The sequence below is a fragment of the Chryseobacterium vrystaatense genome (assembly GCF_000737765.1).
GTDB lineage: Bacteria > Bacteroidota > Bacteroidia > Flavobacteriales > Weeksellaceae > Chryseobacterium > Chryseobacterium vrystaatense.
Window position 1 is genome coordinate 276,449 of the sequence record NZ_JPRI01000001.1, and the last position, 15,303, is coordinate 291,751.

A 15,303-nucleotide genomic window follows, 5' to 3' on the forward strand; every position below is an offset into this window, starting at 1 on the left:
TGATTCAAATTATTTATATAAAAAAGTAAAATGGGCAGGGATATTCCCTCCTTCAGTCTTCCACTTGAATTTTCCACTCTTGTCGAAACAGTATACATATCCGGTAGTCACATAGTTTCTTGCATCGGTAATATAGATGTCTTCTGAATAAGGGTTGACCGCTATCCCATAAGGTGCTTTGATCTCATCAACATATTGCTGATCAATAATTTTAGTGGCAATGACCTGTTCTGTCTTTACGTCAATGATCCCGAAAGTTTTAGTGTAAGAATGCGTTGTATAATTAAATTCATTTCCATAGTAGTACAGTTTATCATTGACGATCGTCATTCCGCTGACTGCCACATGAAAATCTTTTTTTACCACTCCTGTTGCGGCATCTACGAGAAACAGACTGGATGGAATGTTGTAATAATCTCCTCTGGAACTCACATAAAGGTCTCCGTAATTGTCTTTCTGAAGTCGATGAAGATTGATCGCCACATCAATTTTTTTAGTTTCTGTAAAACTATTAAGGTCAATCACAGAAACCGTTTTATCATAATTGGGGTACATGTATCCTCCGGAATTGGCTACATAAAGCTGATCGCCGATAATTTCCATTTCCTCAGGCTGATAACCTACAACCGCCTGTCTCTGTATAGACAGTGAAGCAGTATCGATTTCCACTACTTTTCCGGGCGGGGAATTTGGATTCAGATCAATCGGGCCGGCATAGCTGCTGGCGTAGACTTTATTTCCTTTAAAAGACATATAACGGCAGTTTTGCAGCTGTATAGTCTTGATACGCTTTGCTGTTTTAGCATCCAGTACCTCAATGGTATTGGACGCATTTACCACTACGTACATTTTGCTTCCGTAGATCATAATGTCATTTCCTACATCTCCCAATTCCTTTACGACACCCGGATTGATCTCAGCATAAATATTTTTGTGATAGGTTCCGGTAGCATAATCGAAATAATCTAAGGTGCATTTATTACTCCCCATATTCCCTTCGTTCAAAAGATAAAAACCTTTGATGGGTGTATCTTCTCCGTTACTTACCTCTTTTTTCTCTGAAGGAATCACATAATCGTCCGTACGGCATGAGACCAGAAATAAGAGGGTTAAAGCCAGCAGGCAAAAGTTTAGTTTTTTCATAATGTAAAGCTTACAATAAGTTTAAAATTTCTTCCGGGCATCGGATAATTCCTTACCACGTCATAATATTGATTGAGGAGATTATTGACCTCAAAACCAGCCTTGATCTGATGAGAATGCCAATTGAATTTTTTCTGAATGGATACATCATGTGTATACCACGGCTGAAGATAATTGGCCCGGATATTATTCAGCTGTGCGTCATAACGTTCTCCGGTGTACATAAAACTGTAGTTGAAACTCCAGTCTCTGTAATCTGCCATCATGGTAAAAGTTACAGCATGCCATGGCACGTAAGGAATCTGGTCTCCGTAATAGCTTTCTTTTTTATCGGTATAATCTCCTGCTCTCTGATAAGTATAGCTTACCAAAGGTTTTAGTTTAATTGTATTGATATCAAATTCTGCCTGCACATTAATGTCTGCACCAATAATTTTCACATCACCCAGATTGGTCATCATCCATCTGAAGAGATTGGTGGTAGGAACTGCAACAATTTTGTCTTCAACCTCATTATAATACCCATCCACCTTCACATAAATTCCTTTAAAAATCCTATGATCATAAAGTTTCTGATAGGTAAATCCTATGTCGTACTGGCTGGTATACTCAGGTTTCAGCATTGTATTTCCGATCATGGTGTAGTACAGATCATTGAAAGTCGGCATTCTGAAAACTCTTTTATAAAAAGCCCGCACCGTTAATTCTTTTGAAGCAAAAGGCTGATAACTCAGAAATGCGGAAGGTGTCCATTCTGTTTTGTCTGGAGACTTGGCATTCATTTTTACATTTTCGTGGACAAAAGTTCCGAGAACGCTTCCCAAAAACTTAAACCTGTTCCATTGATAGGTGGTAGCAAAAGCCAGCATTGAGGTATAGCGGACAGGATATGAGAAATCCCTCAGACTTGCATCCAGATTATTATACTGAAAGTCAAAACTTGCACTTACATCCCAGTTTTTGTTAATAGAATACATATTGGATGTAGACAGATAAAGTTCTCTCTGAACATACGAATTATCTATTGGCAGAGCTGTGGTCCCCACATTAACCGTATCTAAAAACCGGGTATAATCGTACGCGAATTTCGCTTTTACCTGGGTTTCAAATTTTGGAAACAGCTTTTTCCTGAAACTGGCCTGAACAAAGTAATTTTCGTCCAGCATCTGCTGTCCTTTAGGTCCAAAATCATTCCTTACAACGGCTGTAGGAATCCCACGATCTGAAATATAGCCATAACCCCGTACGCTCCAGCTTCCATCGTTAATAATACCGTTTAAGCTGGTTTCGAAACGTTTAGCCCGGATATAGGAATCATATCTTCTGGCAATGGTATCATTGGCAATAGAACCATCAGAATTTTTCTTCTGGTATTTATACTTATACATTCCGTCACTCTGTACAAACTCTGAACTGAAAGCTGCCGAAACTTTATCCGAAACTTTCTGTTCCAAACGGAACGATGGATTAAACAGACTGATGGAGCCCAACTTCAGTTTTACATTCAGGTTTGTTTTTTGATTTCCTTTAAACACGGGTGTTTTAGGCTGCAGGTAAATAGATCCTGAAGAGCCGAAGTCTCTTGCAGGCTGGAAAATATCACTCTTTTGACCATTGTATAATGACACCGATTCAAGATCATCCAATGAAAACTTACCCAGATCCACAATTCCATTCTGCACATTTCCCAACTGAACCCCGTCATAGAAAACACCTACATGCTGGCTGCCCATACTTCTGATATTGACAGTTTTCAATCCGCCCATACCGCCATAATCTTTAATCTGAACACCCGAAAAATACCGTAAAGCATCTGCCACCGACTGGCTGTTCAGTCTTTCAAGCTGTTCTCCTGATAATACCTGGGCAGGAAGAATTTCTTTAAAATCTTTTTTGTAAATATGAATGGGAAGAATGGTTTTCTCCCGGATCGTGTCTGTGGATTGTGAGAATATAAGTTGAGATGCTGCCACAAATAATGTGATAACGCCTTTTTTTAAATGTAAAGCAGTAAATTTTCTGACCATTAGCTCATTTAGAATAATACTGACGCTAATGGATATAAGATAGCAAAGATAAAGCACAGCTGTTTCTGCACAGAATCCTTGTTGTCCTAAGCTTTATTCCACGAAAGCATCAAACGTTCATCCTCCGGCAGGTCTTCTGACTTACTCCATTTTTGAAATCCTTCCCATTAAAAAACAGTGGATATACTCTTCAAAAATTTTGATGTGGAGCTTACAGCAGCGGGTCTGTTCCGGATTTTCACCGGATTCCCTTTTAAGTGCTTTTTAAAGCGCACCAGATTGCGGCAAAGATAGAAAATTATTAACACATGCAATAACAGACTTAATAAATTAATTTTCAACAGGATAAAAACTAGTCACCCCCAGTTTCCACACCATTAAATCACTGAAAGCATCAGTCTTTTTAAGAAAAATATTAAATGAGATACTAAGAAAAAACCTTACAGATTTTAAAAATCTATAAGGTTAAAAAGTCTAACATTAATTTCCTGAAACAAAACCGAGAGTTCAGCTTCCGAAATCTTTATTCCATTTCTGATTAAATTCCAAAATTGATGAAAACACTCAATCTTGACTTCGCTTCTATATCTCCCCCAGCCAGATTGGAATAGGCAGGCAGCATTACTTCACCTCCTAAACTGAATTTTTTATAGGAAGCTTCAAAACCAAGCTTTCCATACAGGGCACTTCCCGCTGTATTGGGCAGTATTTCGTTGAACTGTTTATTTTTATCATACACTTCACCCTGAAGTCCGGCTTTTGCAGAGAAAATGGACTTTTCATTTCCAGCAATCTGATAAAACCCAGTGGCCGCATAATTCCATTGATTTCCAAAACGGTAATGTTTTTTGTTCTCTGTTTTGACGGTATAATCGGTATTAACGAGCACTGCTATTTTATTCTTTTGAAATTTGTAATTAATGGCTGCCTGATAATCCCAGCTGCCCGTCCCCAGCTGAAAACTGGGATTGACACCTGAAGCTCCTTTTTCATCAAATTTTCCTAAAGGCATCTTCACCCCCAAACCACCGTTAAGCTGATGAAAATTATTTTTGGAACCGATGATCCGGTAGATTCCCATCAGGTTCAGATCTCCGATACCGTTAATGTTGATATCGCCCTGCATGGTTTTTTTCTCGTGAAAATGAAACGGCAGACTGGCATACACACTCAGTTTTTCTGTCAATGGAATTTTCCCCCAAATCTGAAGGGTATTGAAATACTGGTCCTGAGTAAGATCTTTTACAAAAAGATTTTCCTTTGCCTTATAATGCTGGGCAAAATACTTAATCCCGATAAACTGGGGATTCAGGAGAGACTCAAAACCTGAGGAACCATTTCCTGCTGCGCATCCGCAGGCATCACAGTCATCCCATATAATCCTGTCAATATCATCTGCGATATCAATACTGTCGTTGATGGTTTTAGCCTGACAGATCCCTGATAAAGCTAAACTTATTATAAAAATTATTTTTTTCATGTTCATGATAATCATTCTGCAAATTTTGGATTAGAAATAAAGTTTTTATCCGATAAGGTTTTCAGAAAGGCGATAATAAGTTGCTTTTCCGATGCATTCATTGAAATTCCGATATGTCCGTTCTGTTTCAGCTGCGGATCAAGATTGGCATTATCCTCTACATTGTCTGAATAAAAATTAAGAACGGCATTCAGTGTATAAAATCTTCCATCATGCATATAAGGTGCGGTGTATTCAATATTTCTCAGGCTTGGTACACGAAATTTCATCCAGTCATTCTGATCAAGGGTTACCCGGTAACGTCCTGCGTCTTTGAACTGTGTATTGTAGTACATTCCTGTGTTTCTGAAACTCTCATCGGTAAATAATTCTCCATTGTGGCAGGATGTACATTTCTGATTAAAAAGAACCTTTCCCTGAGATTCCTCAGAGGTAAAACTTTCCTTTCCCTGTCTGACCCTGTCATACTTCGCATCAGCCGAGATCATGCTTGCCATAAACTGAGACAACGCTTTTAATATTCTTTCACCTGTTATACTTTCATCACCATAAGCTGCCATGAAAAGTTTTTTATATTTCTGGTCATCTTTTAATTTAGAAATCACTTCAGGCATTGAACTGTCCATTTCATTAACATCGGTAATCGGGATGATTGGCTGTTCGTTCAGATTATGGATTACCCCGTCCCACATATACCGTTTCAGGAATGCCATATTTTGAATGGCCGGAGCATTTCTTATACCTATCCTGTCATCTACTCCATGGCTTACGGTATGTCCGTGATGGGTAAACGCATTTTCCTGAATATGACAGAACCCGCATGATATGGTGTTATTTCTGGAAAGCCTTCCTTCATAAAATAATTTCCGTCCAAGCTCTACTCCATTTTTAGTAACCGGATTTCCGGAAGCATCAAATGTCATTTCAGGAAAATAAGAAGGAAACTGCAGGGAGTAGGCTTCATCTTTTTCCAACGGCTGAATAACCTCATCTGAACAGGAAAGGCAACTTAAAAAAGTTATGACAATGAGCATCATCTTTAATAAAAACCTAATCATTGTGTACATGATCTACTTTAAACATTGTTGTAAGATTATTGGTAACATCCACAAGATGCTGGCTTGATCCCATCATCATGTTATTTTCCGTTGTAAGAGAAAGTATTTTACTGCCGCTCAGAAACTGGTTGAGATCAGCAAGAATATGAATAGAAGGTTTTATCTGTGCTGTTACTCTGGCAGTTGTAGGAAGATTCAACGTAATTTCCCGGTAAAGATCGGGAGTATTATTAGCGATTACATTTCCCATATTACCGGTATGGTTCATAAATTCAGTATCCGGTGAAGCAGTTCCGTATTTTCCTTCCAGTTTTACAAAAACATAACCAGCCGCCCAGGACCATGACATCCCCTTCTGTTTAGCTTTCGTCCAGAATTCTGCCTGACCGTCCTGTCCCAGCAGGTAAGCCTTCTGACTGATTCCAAGTCCGAATTTTACTTTTTTATAGTTATTTTTCGGAATACCATTCAGATCGATATAAATCACTCCGGCTAATGCATCTGCCTGGTCTATGATAAAAGCACCTTTATCCGGGTTATTTTCATTGTACCTGAATTCGTTTCCGCTTTCATCAATCAGTGTAATATTGCTTACCACATATTTTACAGCTGAGAAATTATGCTTCTGCCCGGCTGCAGAAGTCTGAACGGTTTGGTTTAATACTATATCCCCAAGATTATTAAACCCGTTTTCAAATTTGATCTGAAGGTTTCCTGTTGTAATATCCTGCGGATCATCGTCATCATTGTTCTTACATGATGATAGCGTGAATATATTAAAGGCAATAAAGAATAATGATAAAAATTTATAAATTTTCATTTTGATTTTTTAAGTTAAATTTTTTGAAATAGAAATGCTTTTGAATGAGTGGACATTCAATATTATTTGACCACAAAAGTTTTTGACACTTTAGTTATTTAAAGTGTATTGAAAACTGCATATAAGGACATTTAAGCTTTAGAAAATCTTTGATTTATTTTATGTAACATTAGTCTTACCTACTCATTTTACATAGCAGGCGTTACCTATTGCTTAAGAAAAGTCTTTATGCTTTTTGTGGTTTTGTAATGATTAAAAAATGAACTTAAAAAACCGGTGGTTTGAAAATATGTTTCAGAAACAGAAAAGAATACGCTGTTTCGTAGAGAAAATTAAAATTTGGAGAAAGAAACTCTTCTGCTTTTTGAATCCCTGTAATGTTGGGAAGTGTGCAGGTATCAAGAAGTTTCTGTCCGGAATTTTTAGTTTTGTTTAAAGGCGAAGAGTCAGAATCATTCGTCTTAGCAAGTTCTTTGCTTAAGTAGCATTTTCCGTTACAGTGGAACTCCGGCTTGCTTTTGTTGATACATAGAACAGTGGATATATAATTATAATTTACAGCATACTCCATCAGTGGGATCAGAGGTCTGAACACCATATAAAGAGTAAGGAATATGCTGCAAATTAAATTCATCTGTTATTTTTTGCTTACCGCTTCATCATATCTTCTGCTTACCTCTTTCCAGTTAAGCACATTCCAGATTGCAGTAAGATAATCTGCTCTCTTGTTCTGGTATTTCAGGTAATAAGCATGTTCCCAAACATCAATTCCTAAAATAGGCGTTCCTTTCTCTTCTACCACATCCATTAGAGGATTATCCTGGTTTGCTGTAGAAGATACGAATAGTTTTCCGCTCTTATCCACAGAAAGCCAAGCCCATCCTGAACCGAAACGGTCTGCACCTGCCTTGCTGATCTTTTCTTTGAATGCATCCATGCTTCCGAAAGTTTCAGTAATCGCTTTGGCTAACTTTTCAGAAGGCTGTGTGTTTTTTACGGGGGTAAGAACAGTCCAGAAAAGCTCATGGTTATAATGACCTCCAGCATTGTTTCTTACCGCCGGCGTAAGTTTAGAAACTCCTGAAAGAATCTGGAACAGGGTCTGCTTCTCCTGAGGCGTTCCTGCGATTGCTTTATTCAAATTGGCAACATACGCTGCCGCATGCTTTGAATAGTGAATTTCCATAGTCTGCGCGTCAACCGATCCTTCCAGTGCATTGTATGCATAAGGAAGCGGAGTCTGCTTAAACTGTGCGAAAGCAAACTGTGCGGCAAATACGGCACTTAAAGCTGCTATTTTCAAAATCTTCATAACGTTTTGTTTTTATGGTTTAACAATATTTTTGTTTTTATAAAAAGGAAGATGGAAGCACGAAGTTATTTTAAAGATTAATCTCTTCTCTCTTACTACTTCATTCGAATCTTATAGTCATCAACTTCCATTCATTATTCCGGCATCATTCACTTTCATCTTCCTTTATCATCTACTTCAATAATTTCTTAATATCTTCGATCAAAATTTCCCGGTCAGGATGATACTTCCCGGTAAGTTTCGGAGTCTTTCCTTCCGGATCTTCATAATTCAGGCCTGAGTAATACAGGATGGGCATTTTATCTTTATTGTATCTGCAGCGGATATTTCCTTCTTTATCTACAAGAGCGATCATTCCGCTGTGATTAAGGCTTTCGCTGTCATCCTCCTTGTCTCCTACATAGATATTGAACTGGTCTGCAAGCTTTCCGATGTAGTCTCTGTCTCCGGTAAGGAAATGCCAGTCCGGGGATTTGGCTCCAACACTTTTAGCATGGTCTTTTAACGCAGCCGGGGTATCATTTTCGGGATCAATACTTATTGAAATAATCCCAAATTCGGGGTTATTGACCTCATCTTCAATAAATCTCATATTGCGGTTCATCACCGGACATATCGTAGGACATCTGCTGAAGAAGAATTCTACCAGATATACTTTTCCAAGCATGTCTTTATTGGTAATCTTCTTATTGTTCTGGTCGGTGAGTTCAAAATCCGGAACCTTCATTACGGTATACAGATTCTTTTTAAAGTATCCCATTCCTACCCCTATTCCCAGAAACAGCAGGGCAAAAATTGCAATAGGAACAATTACCTTTCTTTTTGCGCCAGTTTTGGTCTTATTATTTTTGGGCATACTTCTCAGGATTTTTTTTGAATTCGTCCTTACAGTAGCTACTGCAAAAACCGTACGTTTTATTTTTATAGACTGCAGTATCTTTCATATCGTCTTCTGTTTTCATATGACAAATGGGATCTTCCGCATTGGCAAATTTCACTTTTTTTACATTGGATTTTGAAGACGAAGTGCTCTTTTTATGCTTTACTTTAGGCGTTTCCTGACCACAGGCCAATAATGATACTGACAACAATGCAGTCAAAATAATTTTTGATTTCATTTTAATTTTAAATTGAAATTGATAGTATTATAAATGTGTAAACGGAATTTTAACGCAAAATAACCAACGTTTTTTAAAGCAAGTTCTTTAAAAAAAACATTAAGCTATAAAATCCGAAGACATTCTGACGAAAAAAACTAAAAGAATAGTTGAAATTCAGACCAGAGGCGGATGGAATATTCTTGAAAAATACTCTGAATTGTGATCAATTGTATAAGTTGAATAGATGGTTTTAGATCTGCTATCCATTTCTTTCTGATCAGAAAACATAAGGGTTTCGTGGGAAACAAAAACATCCAGTACAGATATTTTAATCACCTGAGAATTATTGGACTGCTTTTCTGTTTTCGCAAGTTCTTTGCTGACGTAGCATTTACCTTTACAGGTCGACTGAGGAACATCTTTCTTTTCGCAGAGATTTTTTACAATGTAATCATAGTTCACGGCATAGTTTACCAACGGCAAAACTGGGCGTAATGCTATGGTAAAAATGATGAATATGGAAATAAAAAATCTCAATGATCTGTTCTGTTTTACAAATATACTACTCAAATTGAGTATATGTATTATTTATGATGAATGTCATTGAATATTTTTGGTGTTTGAGTTACGAGGTTCGGGTTACGCGAACAAACTTTTTATTGTGATAAAAAACCCTTATAGATTTTGAGAATCTATAAGGGTTGGGTGTTTTTATTTTAAATAGATGAATTAACTAAACTTCATTCTCTGGATTCTCACTGCATTTAAGATGGCCAGCATCGCTACCCCTACATCAGCAAATACAGCCTCCCACATCGTTGCTAAACCGCCGGCTCCAAGACCTAAGACAATAGCTTTTACAGCAAAGGCCAAAACAATATTCTGCCATACAATTTTCTTGGTCTGTTTACCAATGTTGATTGCCATCGGAATTTTGCTTGGTTTGTCATCCTGAATGACAACGTCTGCTGTTTCAATTGTAGCATCACTTCCCAGTCCGCCCATGGCAATTCCCACATCGCTGAGTGCGACTACGGGAGCATCATTAACGCCATCTCCTACAAAGGCCACAGTTTGATTTTTCGATTTGATTTCTTTTACTTTATTCACTTTGTCTTCGGGAAGAAGATCTCCAAAAGCACTATCAATACCCAGTTGGTCTGCTACATATTTTACAACAGTACTTTTATCACCGCTCAGCATGGTTGCTTTTACTCCCATCCGGTGCAGACGGTCAACGGTTTCTTTGGCATCACTTTTTATACTGTCTGCAATGGTGATATACCCCGCAAACTTTTTATCGTAAGCTATAGCAATGAGTGTATAAACAATATTGGAATGGTTGATATCATAGCTGATACCGAATTTATCCATCAGCTTAAAATTACCTACCAATAATTCTTTTCCATTGACTGAAGCTTTCAAACCATGTCCGGCAATTTCTTCTACATTTTCCAGCGGAACAGAATGATCGATCTCGCCTGCATAATTGTGGATTGCTGTGGCTACAGGATGGGTACTTTTGCTTTCCAAAGTATTGACGAGTTTGAGGATCTCTTCTTTATTGAAATCAGGCTGGATGTTAACTTCCTGTACTTTGAATACGCCTTCTGTCATCGTCCCGGTTTTATCCATCACGACATTCTGGATTTCTGCGATACTGTCCAAAAAGTTGCTTCCCTTAAACAAAATACCATTTCTGCTCGCTGCACCAATTCCCCCAAAATAACCTAAAGGAATAGAGATCACCAATGCACACGGACAAGAAATAACCAGGAAAACCAGTGCTCTGTACAGCCAGTCTCTGAACTGATAGTCATCTACAAATAAGTACGGAAGAAGACAGATTCCGATGGCAAGGAAAACAACAATCGGTGTATATACTTTAGCAAATTTTCTGATGAATAATTCAGTCGGAGCTTTCTGGGCCGTTGCATTCTGCACCATCTCTAAAATTTTACTCAGCTTGCTGTCTTCATAAGCGGTATTGACTTTCACGAGAGCAATATTGTTCATATTGATCATCCCTGCCAGTACTGTTTCTCCTTTCGTTTTAGTATCCGGTTTGCTTTCTCCGGTTAAGGCCGCTGTATTAAATGACGCTGATTCCGTGATCAGTTCACCATCCAGAGCCAGTTTTTCACCAGGCTTCAGTTGAACAATATCTCCTATTTTGGATTCTTTAGCTTTAATCGTTTTCGGCTGGCTGCCTTCAATGACAGTCACCTCATCAGGACGCTGATCCAGCAAGGCTTTGATATTTCCTTTTGCTCTTGTAACCGCCATTGCCTGGAATACTTCCCCTACAGAATAGAAGAGCATTACTGCAACACCTTCCGGATATTCACCAATGGCAAATGCTCCTACTGTAGCTATTCCCATCAGGAAAAACTCGGAGAACACATCACCATGCACAATGCTTTCATAAGCTTCCTTTAAAACAGGAAAACCTACCGGGATATATGCTGCCAGATACCATACCAAACGTACCCAGCCCTTAAACCATTCTGTCTGTATATAATTATCCAATGCTATTCCTATCAGTAATAACAGGAAAGAGATGATGGCAGGAAGAAACATTTGAAAAACTGTTTTGTCTCCTGTATCGTGAGAATGATCATGCCCGTGTCCTTCGGAATGATCATGTGTATGCTGTTCTTTCTTTTTAGGTTTTGTACTGCAACATTCTTCCATAAATACTATTTTGATGTAAAATTAGGGTTAAACTGAATGCAATACTATTGCAAACTTTCGAGACAGTTTTCGCAGATTCCTTTGGCAAACAGCCTTATTTCATCAATCCGGAAATTGGTCTGAACATTTTGAGGAAAAGAAATATCTTCTCTGCAGGTGGTCTGTTTGCATATTTTACAGTAGAAGTGGAGATGCCAGTCTTTGTGTGTTGTTTCGTTACAGCCGTCATCACACAATTTATATTTTGTTGTTGTATTTTCCTGTATACTGTGGACAATTCCTTTTTCTTCAAAGGTCTTCAGGGTCCGGTAGATAGTAGTTCTGTCTGCATTGTCAAAATGATTTTCCACTTCAGAAAGGGACAATGCCGCTTCCTGTGTACTCAAAAAATCATACACCAATATTCTCATGCTGGTAGGCTTGGTGTTTTTATCGATAAGTTTGGTTTCTATGTCTTTTTTCATTTTTAACATTCATTTTTAAAGATGTACTTCCTGTTCTTCATAGCCTTCCTCTTCAATCTGAAAAGTAGTATGACTGATTTTAAAATTTTGAGTTACTGCTTCTGTTAAGGTTTTCAACAATTGATTCTGAACAGTTCCCTGATCCTTGACAATATGCGCACTCATTGCATTAACACTTGATGTCAGGGACCATACATGAAGATCATGAACGTCTTTTACTCCCTGAACTTCTTCTAATGATTTCCGCAACTGGTGGATATCAACATCTCTCGGAGTTCCCTCCAATAAAACATTAACGGCTTCTTTGAGTAAACGCCATGTTCTGGGGAAAATCAGAAGTCCAATAGCTGCTGAAATGATCGGATCTGCATAATACCAACCTGTTGTCAGCATAATAACTCCTGCAATCATCACTCCAATAGAAGTTAGCATATCAGAAAGTACTTCAAAATAAGCACCTTTCATATTCAGGCTTCCTTCAGAGTCTTTTCTCAGGATCATCATTCCGATAATGTTGACAACAAGTCCTATTCCTGCTACAATCAACATTGTTTTACTCTGAACTGCCGGAGGATTCTGAAATCTTTGGTATGCTTCATACAGCACATACAGTGAAATACCAAGCAATACAACAGCATTGATTACTGCGGCCAATATTTCCGTTCTGTAATACCCGAATGTTTTAGAAGTATCTGCTTTTCTTTCTCCTATTTTAATGGCGATCAGTGCCAAAAGTAACCCGACCACATCGGTCAGCATATGTGCGGCATCAGCCATTAGTGCCAGGCTTTGAGTGATTACACCTCCAATAACCTCAGCAATCATATAAGTTCCGCTTAGCAGCAGGACAAAAATGAGATTCTTTTTATGTCTGCTTGCGGGTGAACCTGTCTGTGTTTTTATTTCTTCCATGTTTTTGAAATTTTAATGGATCACATTTCGTAATACAAAGAATTATCTTTTTTGGCAGGAACATTCTCGTCTCCTGTCATCTGTCTGATATTAATTTCGATGGTCTGTGCCAAAGCGGTCACAGGTGTATCGACAGGTCCGTTTTCAAATGGATCCTGCATAATGATGGATGTTTTCTCGATGGCAAGAAACATTACCGGAATAAGGAATGTTACAATGATTTCAACGGCCAACTGGGAATCGTCCAGTCCAAAAGGAAGTATGGCCGCAAAAACGTAGATCAGGGTATGCAGCAAAATACTGTATGACCTTGGAAAAACTGTATTTTTCAGTCTCTCACATTTTCCCATACTGTCACAGAGTCTGGTGATAATATCATTCAGCTGCATCTGCTGAAAGTCTGTTAAGCCTTTTGACGAAGCAGCCTCTTTAAGCTGTTGAGAATGGGCATCTAAAAGGGCATTCGGAATATTGGCCGCTTTGATCTGATGCTCATCCAGGTATTTCTGAACTCGATCTGAGAATGGCTGTCGTCTCAAAGACTGTCCGAGTGCATAAGTCCAGATAATCTGTCGTTCTGCAAATTCCTTTATCATTTTATCTTCTCCTCCAGGAAAAAACTGAATAATCAGTCTTATCAATGTCCTTGAATCATTCACTATAGCCCCCCAAACCGTTCTCGCTTCCCACCATCTTTCATAGGACTGCGAAGTCCGAAAAGCGAGTAGTAATGAAACTGCCGTTCCTAAAAGAGCAGGAATATTGAGCGGAAGGGAAATCTTGCGGAACCATGGGAGAAGGTCTAATAGTCCTATGGATACAGCAAATATTCCCATATACAGGATCTGGTTTTTTATTTCACGGATGAAATACCAGATGGATATTTTCTTGTTTAGCAGCATAAGTGAATAAGGTATTAGATTGTTTCTTGCCTATCTGATCCTGAACATTTACCGTAAGTACCTCTAAATTAAACATAAAAATCGGTACTTCTTCCGGTCTGCTTCTGTAATCAGTAATCATTTCCCGATTTTAATGCTCATGCTCCCCTGAATTGGAAAGTTTTGCGTTTACAAAAAAGGCTCCTTTTACTACAATTCTTGCATCTGCAGGAATTTTCCCAACAGGCGTTATCGCCGTATATCCCATATCGGATGTTCCTTTTATCACTTCTATCTTTTCGAAGTTCAAAGTCTTTTTATGTTCGGCAGGTTCTTCTTTTTCATTTTTATGATCGTCTCCGGACTCTTCTGCATGCTCTTCAGCTTTTTTATCTGTGCGGATAAAGACATAATATTTTCCATCGGCTTCTACGATAGCTTCGGCAGGAACAGCAGGTGTTGTATTTTTATCAAGACTTACGATACCGGTGATATTCATTCCGTCGATCAGACCCGCCTTGTTTCCAGTCACCGTGCCGTGTACAGAAACCGTTTTACTTTCGTTTTCAAAAGAAGATCCTACACTGTATACCATTGCATCATATTCCGTTTCGGGATTATTGGTCAGTTTGAAATGAACAATCTGCCCAACTCTCATTTTGGGAAGATCTTTTTCAAAGACCTGCAGATCCAGATGGATGGAATTGTTATCAATAATCTCAGCCACAGGTGACGAAACATCGACATAACTTCCAATCTGTGCTGAAATACTGCTGACTGTTCCACTGATCGGTGCTGTAATAACCAACCCTGATCTCATATTTGAATTATTAACTTTGCCGGGGCTTATTCCCATCATCTGAAGCTGTCTTAGAAGAGAGGCTCTCCTTGTTCTCAATGTTTTCAGTTCTGCATCTGAACTCTGAAGATTTTTCTTTGCCCCTGCATCATTGTCGAACAGTTCTTTTTGTCTTCTGTATTCCTGTTCTGCATAGGTAATTCTGCTGTTCGTCGTCAGATAATCTTCCTGAAGCTGGATAAACTCCGGATTTGCTATGGTTGCAATTACCTGTCCCTTTTTAACAATGCTTCCTACCTGTACATTAAGGGTTTTGATCACTCCTCCATACAGGGAAGTGATGGTGGCTTTATTATTATTGGGAACTCTCAAAAGACCGTTCGCTTTGATTGTGGAAGTAAGTTCTTTCATTTCCAGCGGGCCCAGAGATATCCCAACCGACTTGATCTGTTCTTCCGTTAATGAAGCAATAGTCTGTGGTGATTCTTCATGACCGGCTTCCGTTTTTTCTGTTTTTACTTCGGGAGTTTCTTTCGGCGTTTCTTTTTTTCCACAGCTTATGAGTAAAAAGGCGGTGACGGTCAGATATATGATATTGTGCTTTAGTTTCATG

Annotated in this window: 16 protein-coding genes and 1 riboswitch; all 16 genes read right to left on the reverse strand. The window is 38.6% G+C overall.

The genetic code is table 11. The annotated features are described in order from the left end of the window. Positions 1-9: 9 nt before the first annotated feature. The 16 genes from IW16_RS01300 to IW16_RS01370 all read right to left on the reverse strand — a co-directional run bounded on the left by IW16_RS01300 (position 10) and on the right by IW16_RS01370 (position 15,302). Entirely contained in the window at positions 10-1,143 is a 1,134-nt protein-coding gene (locus IW16_RS01300) for a YncE family protein (RefSeq protein ID WP_034738905.1), read from the reverse strand. Further along, positions 1,140-3,170, reverse strand: coding sequence for a TonB-dependent receptor plug domain-containing protein (locus tag IW16_RS01305; protein ID WP_084694476.1), 2,031 nt, complete (start codon positions 3,168-3,170; stop codon positions 1,140-1,142). The genes IW16_RS01300 and IW16_RS01305 overlap by 4 nt, the downstream gene beginning before the upstream one ends. 109 nt (positions 3,171-3,279) lie before the next feature. After that, positions 3,280-3,464, reverse strand: a riboswitch (cobalamin riboswitch). Between the two features lie 244 nt (positions 3,465-3,708). Beyond that, positions 3,709-4,650, reverse strand: a complete 942-nt coding sequence (locus tag IW16_RS01310) for a transporter (RefSeq protein ID WP_034740446.1) — start codon at positions 4,648-4,650, stop codon at positions 3,709-3,711. An 11-nt stretch (positions 4,651-4,661) separates the two neighbouring features. Beyond that, entirely contained in the window at positions 4,662-5,708 is a 1,047-nt protein-coding gene (locus IW16_RS01315) for a cytochrome-c peroxidase (RefSeq protein WP_034738906.1), read from the reverse strand. Further along, the gene (locus IW16_RS01320) at positions 5,701-6,528 is read right to left on the reverse strand and encodes an MbnP family protein (protein ID WP_051889824.1); all 828 of its coding nucleotides are present in this window, start codon (positions 6,526-6,528) and stop codon (positions 5,701-5,703) included. The genes IW16_RS01315 and IW16_RS01320 overlap by 8 nt, the downstream gene beginning before the upstream one ends. A 265-nt stretch (positions 6,529-6,793) precedes the next feature. Continuing rightward, on the reverse strand, positions 6,794-7,162 hold the full coding sequence (locus IW16_RS01325; protein ID WP_034738908.1) for a hypothetical protein: 369 nt from the start codon (positions 7,160-7,162) through the stop codon (positions 6,794-6,796). A 3-nt stretch (positions 7,163-7,165) separates the two neighbouring features. After that, positions 7,166-7,840 carry a superoxide dismutase gene (locus IW16_RS01330; protein WP_034738910.1) on the reverse strand — a complete coding sequence of 225 codons (675 nt, stop codon included), beginning with the start codon at positions 7,838-7,840 and terminating at the stop codon, positions 7,166-7,168. A 172-nt stretch (positions 7,841-8,012) separates the two neighbouring features. After that, entirely contained in the window at positions 8,013-8,696 is a 684-nt protein-coding gene (locus IW16_RS01335; protein ID WP_034738912.1) for an SCO family protein, read from the reverse strand. After that, entirely contained in the window at positions 8,683-8,958 is a 276-nt protein-coding gene (locus tag IW16_RS01340; protein ID WP_034738914.1) for a YHS domain-containing protein, read from the reverse strand. Before IW16_RS01340 ends, IW16_RS01335 begins: the two co-directional genes overlap by 14 nt. A gap of 156 nt (positions 8,959-9,114) precedes the next feature. Next, entirely contained in the window at positions 9,115-9,510 is a 396-nt protein-coding gene (locus tag IW16_RS01345; RefSeq protein WP_228376892.1) for a hypothetical protein, read from the reverse strand. 159 nt (positions 9,511-9,669) lie between these two features. Beyond that, positions 9,670-11,634 carry a heavy metal translocating P-type ATPase gene (locus tag IW16_RS01350; protein WP_034738918.1) on the reverse strand — a complete coding sequence of 655 codons (1,965 nt, stop codon included), beginning with the start codon at positions 11,632-11,634 and terminating at the stop codon, positions 9,670-9,672. Positions 11,635-11,678: 44 nt separating this feature from the next. Continuing rightward, a complete protein-coding gene (locus tag IW16_RS01355; RefSeq protein ID WP_034740450.1) occupies positions 11,679-12,098 on the reverse strand; it encodes a Fur family transcriptional regulator in 420 nt (139 codons plus the stop codon). 15 nt (positions 12,099-12,113) lie between these two features. Next, positions 12,114-13,010: a cation diffusion facilitator family transporter gene (locus IW16_RS01360; RefSeq protein WP_034738920.1), complete on the reverse strand. Its 897-nt coding sequence runs from the start codon at positions 13,008-13,010 to the stop codon at positions 12,114-12,116. Positions 13,011-13,030: 20 nt separating this feature from the next. Next, positions 13,031-13,912, reverse strand: a complete 882-nt coding sequence (locus IW16_RS01365; RefSeq protein ID WP_034738923.1) for a bestrophin family protein — start codon at positions 13,910-13,912, stop codon at positions 13,031-13,033. Beyond that, positions 13,869-14,033, reverse strand: a complete 165-nt coding sequence (locus IW16_RS26495; RefSeq protein ID WP_165571939.1) for a hypothetical protein — start codon at positions 14,031-14,033, stop codon at positions 13,869-13,871. Before IW16_RS26495 ends, IW16_RS01365 begins: the two co-directional genes overlap by 44 nt. 9 nt (positions 14,034-14,042) lie before the next feature. Further along, positions 14,043-15,302 carry an efflux RND transporter periplasmic adaptor subunit gene (locus IW16_RS01370; protein WP_034738926.1) on the reverse strand — a complete coding sequence of 420 codons (1,260 nt, stop codon included), beginning with the start codon at positions 15,300-15,302 and terminating at the stop codon, positions 14,043-14,045. Between the last annotated feature and the right edge of the window lies 1 nt (position 15,303).

Coding starts and splice junctions, on each gene's coding strand:
- IW16_RS01315 (WP_034738906.1), bottom strand. CDS start 5,708: ATGATTAGGTTTTTATTAAAGATGATGCTCATTGTCATAACTTTTTTA.
- IW16_RS01365 (WP_034738923.1), bottom strand. CDS start 13,912: ATGCTGCTAAACAAGAAAATATCCATCTGGTATTTCATCCGTGAAATA.
- IW16_RS01325 (WP_034738908.1), bottom strand. CDS start 7,162: ATGAATTTAATTTGCAGCATATTCCTTACTCTTTATATGGTGTTCAGA.
- IW16_RS01300 (WP_034738905.1), bottom strand. CDS start 1,143: ATGAAAAAACTAAACTTTTGCCTGCTGGCTTTAACCCTCTTATTTCTG.
- IW16_RS01340 (WP_034738914.1), bottom strand. CDS start 8,958: ATGAAATCAAAAATTATTTTGACTGCATTGTTGTCAGTATCATTATTG.
- IW16_RS01320 (WP_051889824.1), bottom strand. CDS start 6,528: ATGAAAATTTATAAATTTTTATCATTATTCTTTATTGCCTTTAATATA.
- IW16_RS01360 (WP_034738920.1), bottom strand. CDS start 13,010: ATGGAAGAAATAAAAACACAGACAGGTTCACCCGCAAGCAGACATAAA.
- IW16_RS01305 (WP_084694476.1), bottom strand. CDS start 3,170: ATGGTCAGAAAATTTACTGCTTTACATTTAAAAAAAGGCGTTATCACA.
- IW16_RS01310 (WP_034740446.1), bottom strand. CDS start 4,650: ATGAAAAAAATAATTTTTATAATAAGTTTAGCTTTATCAGGGATCTGT.
- IW16_RS01330 (WP_034738910.1), bottom strand. CDS start 7,840: ATGAAGATTTTGAAAATAGCAGCTTTAAGTGCCGTATTTGCCGCACAG.
- IW16_RS01335 (WP_034738912.1), bottom strand. CDS start 8,696: ATGCCCAAAAATAATAAGACCAAAACTGGCGCAAAAAGAAAGGTAATT.
- IW16_RS01350 (WP_034738918.1), bottom strand. CDS start 11,634: ATGGAAGAATGTTGCAGTACAAAACCTAAAAAGAAAGAACAGCATACA.
- IW16_RS01370 (WP_034738926.1), bottom strand. CDS start 15,302: ATGAAACTAAAGCACAATATCATATATCTGACCGTCACCGCCTTTTTA.
- IW16_RS01355 (WP_034740450.1), bottom strand. CDS start 12,098: ATGAAAAAAGACATAGAAACCAAACTTATCGATAAAAACACCAAGCCT.
- IW16_RS26495 (WP_165571939.1), bottom strand. CDS start 14,033: ATGATTACTGATTACAGAAGCAGACCGGAAGAAGTACCGATTTTTATG.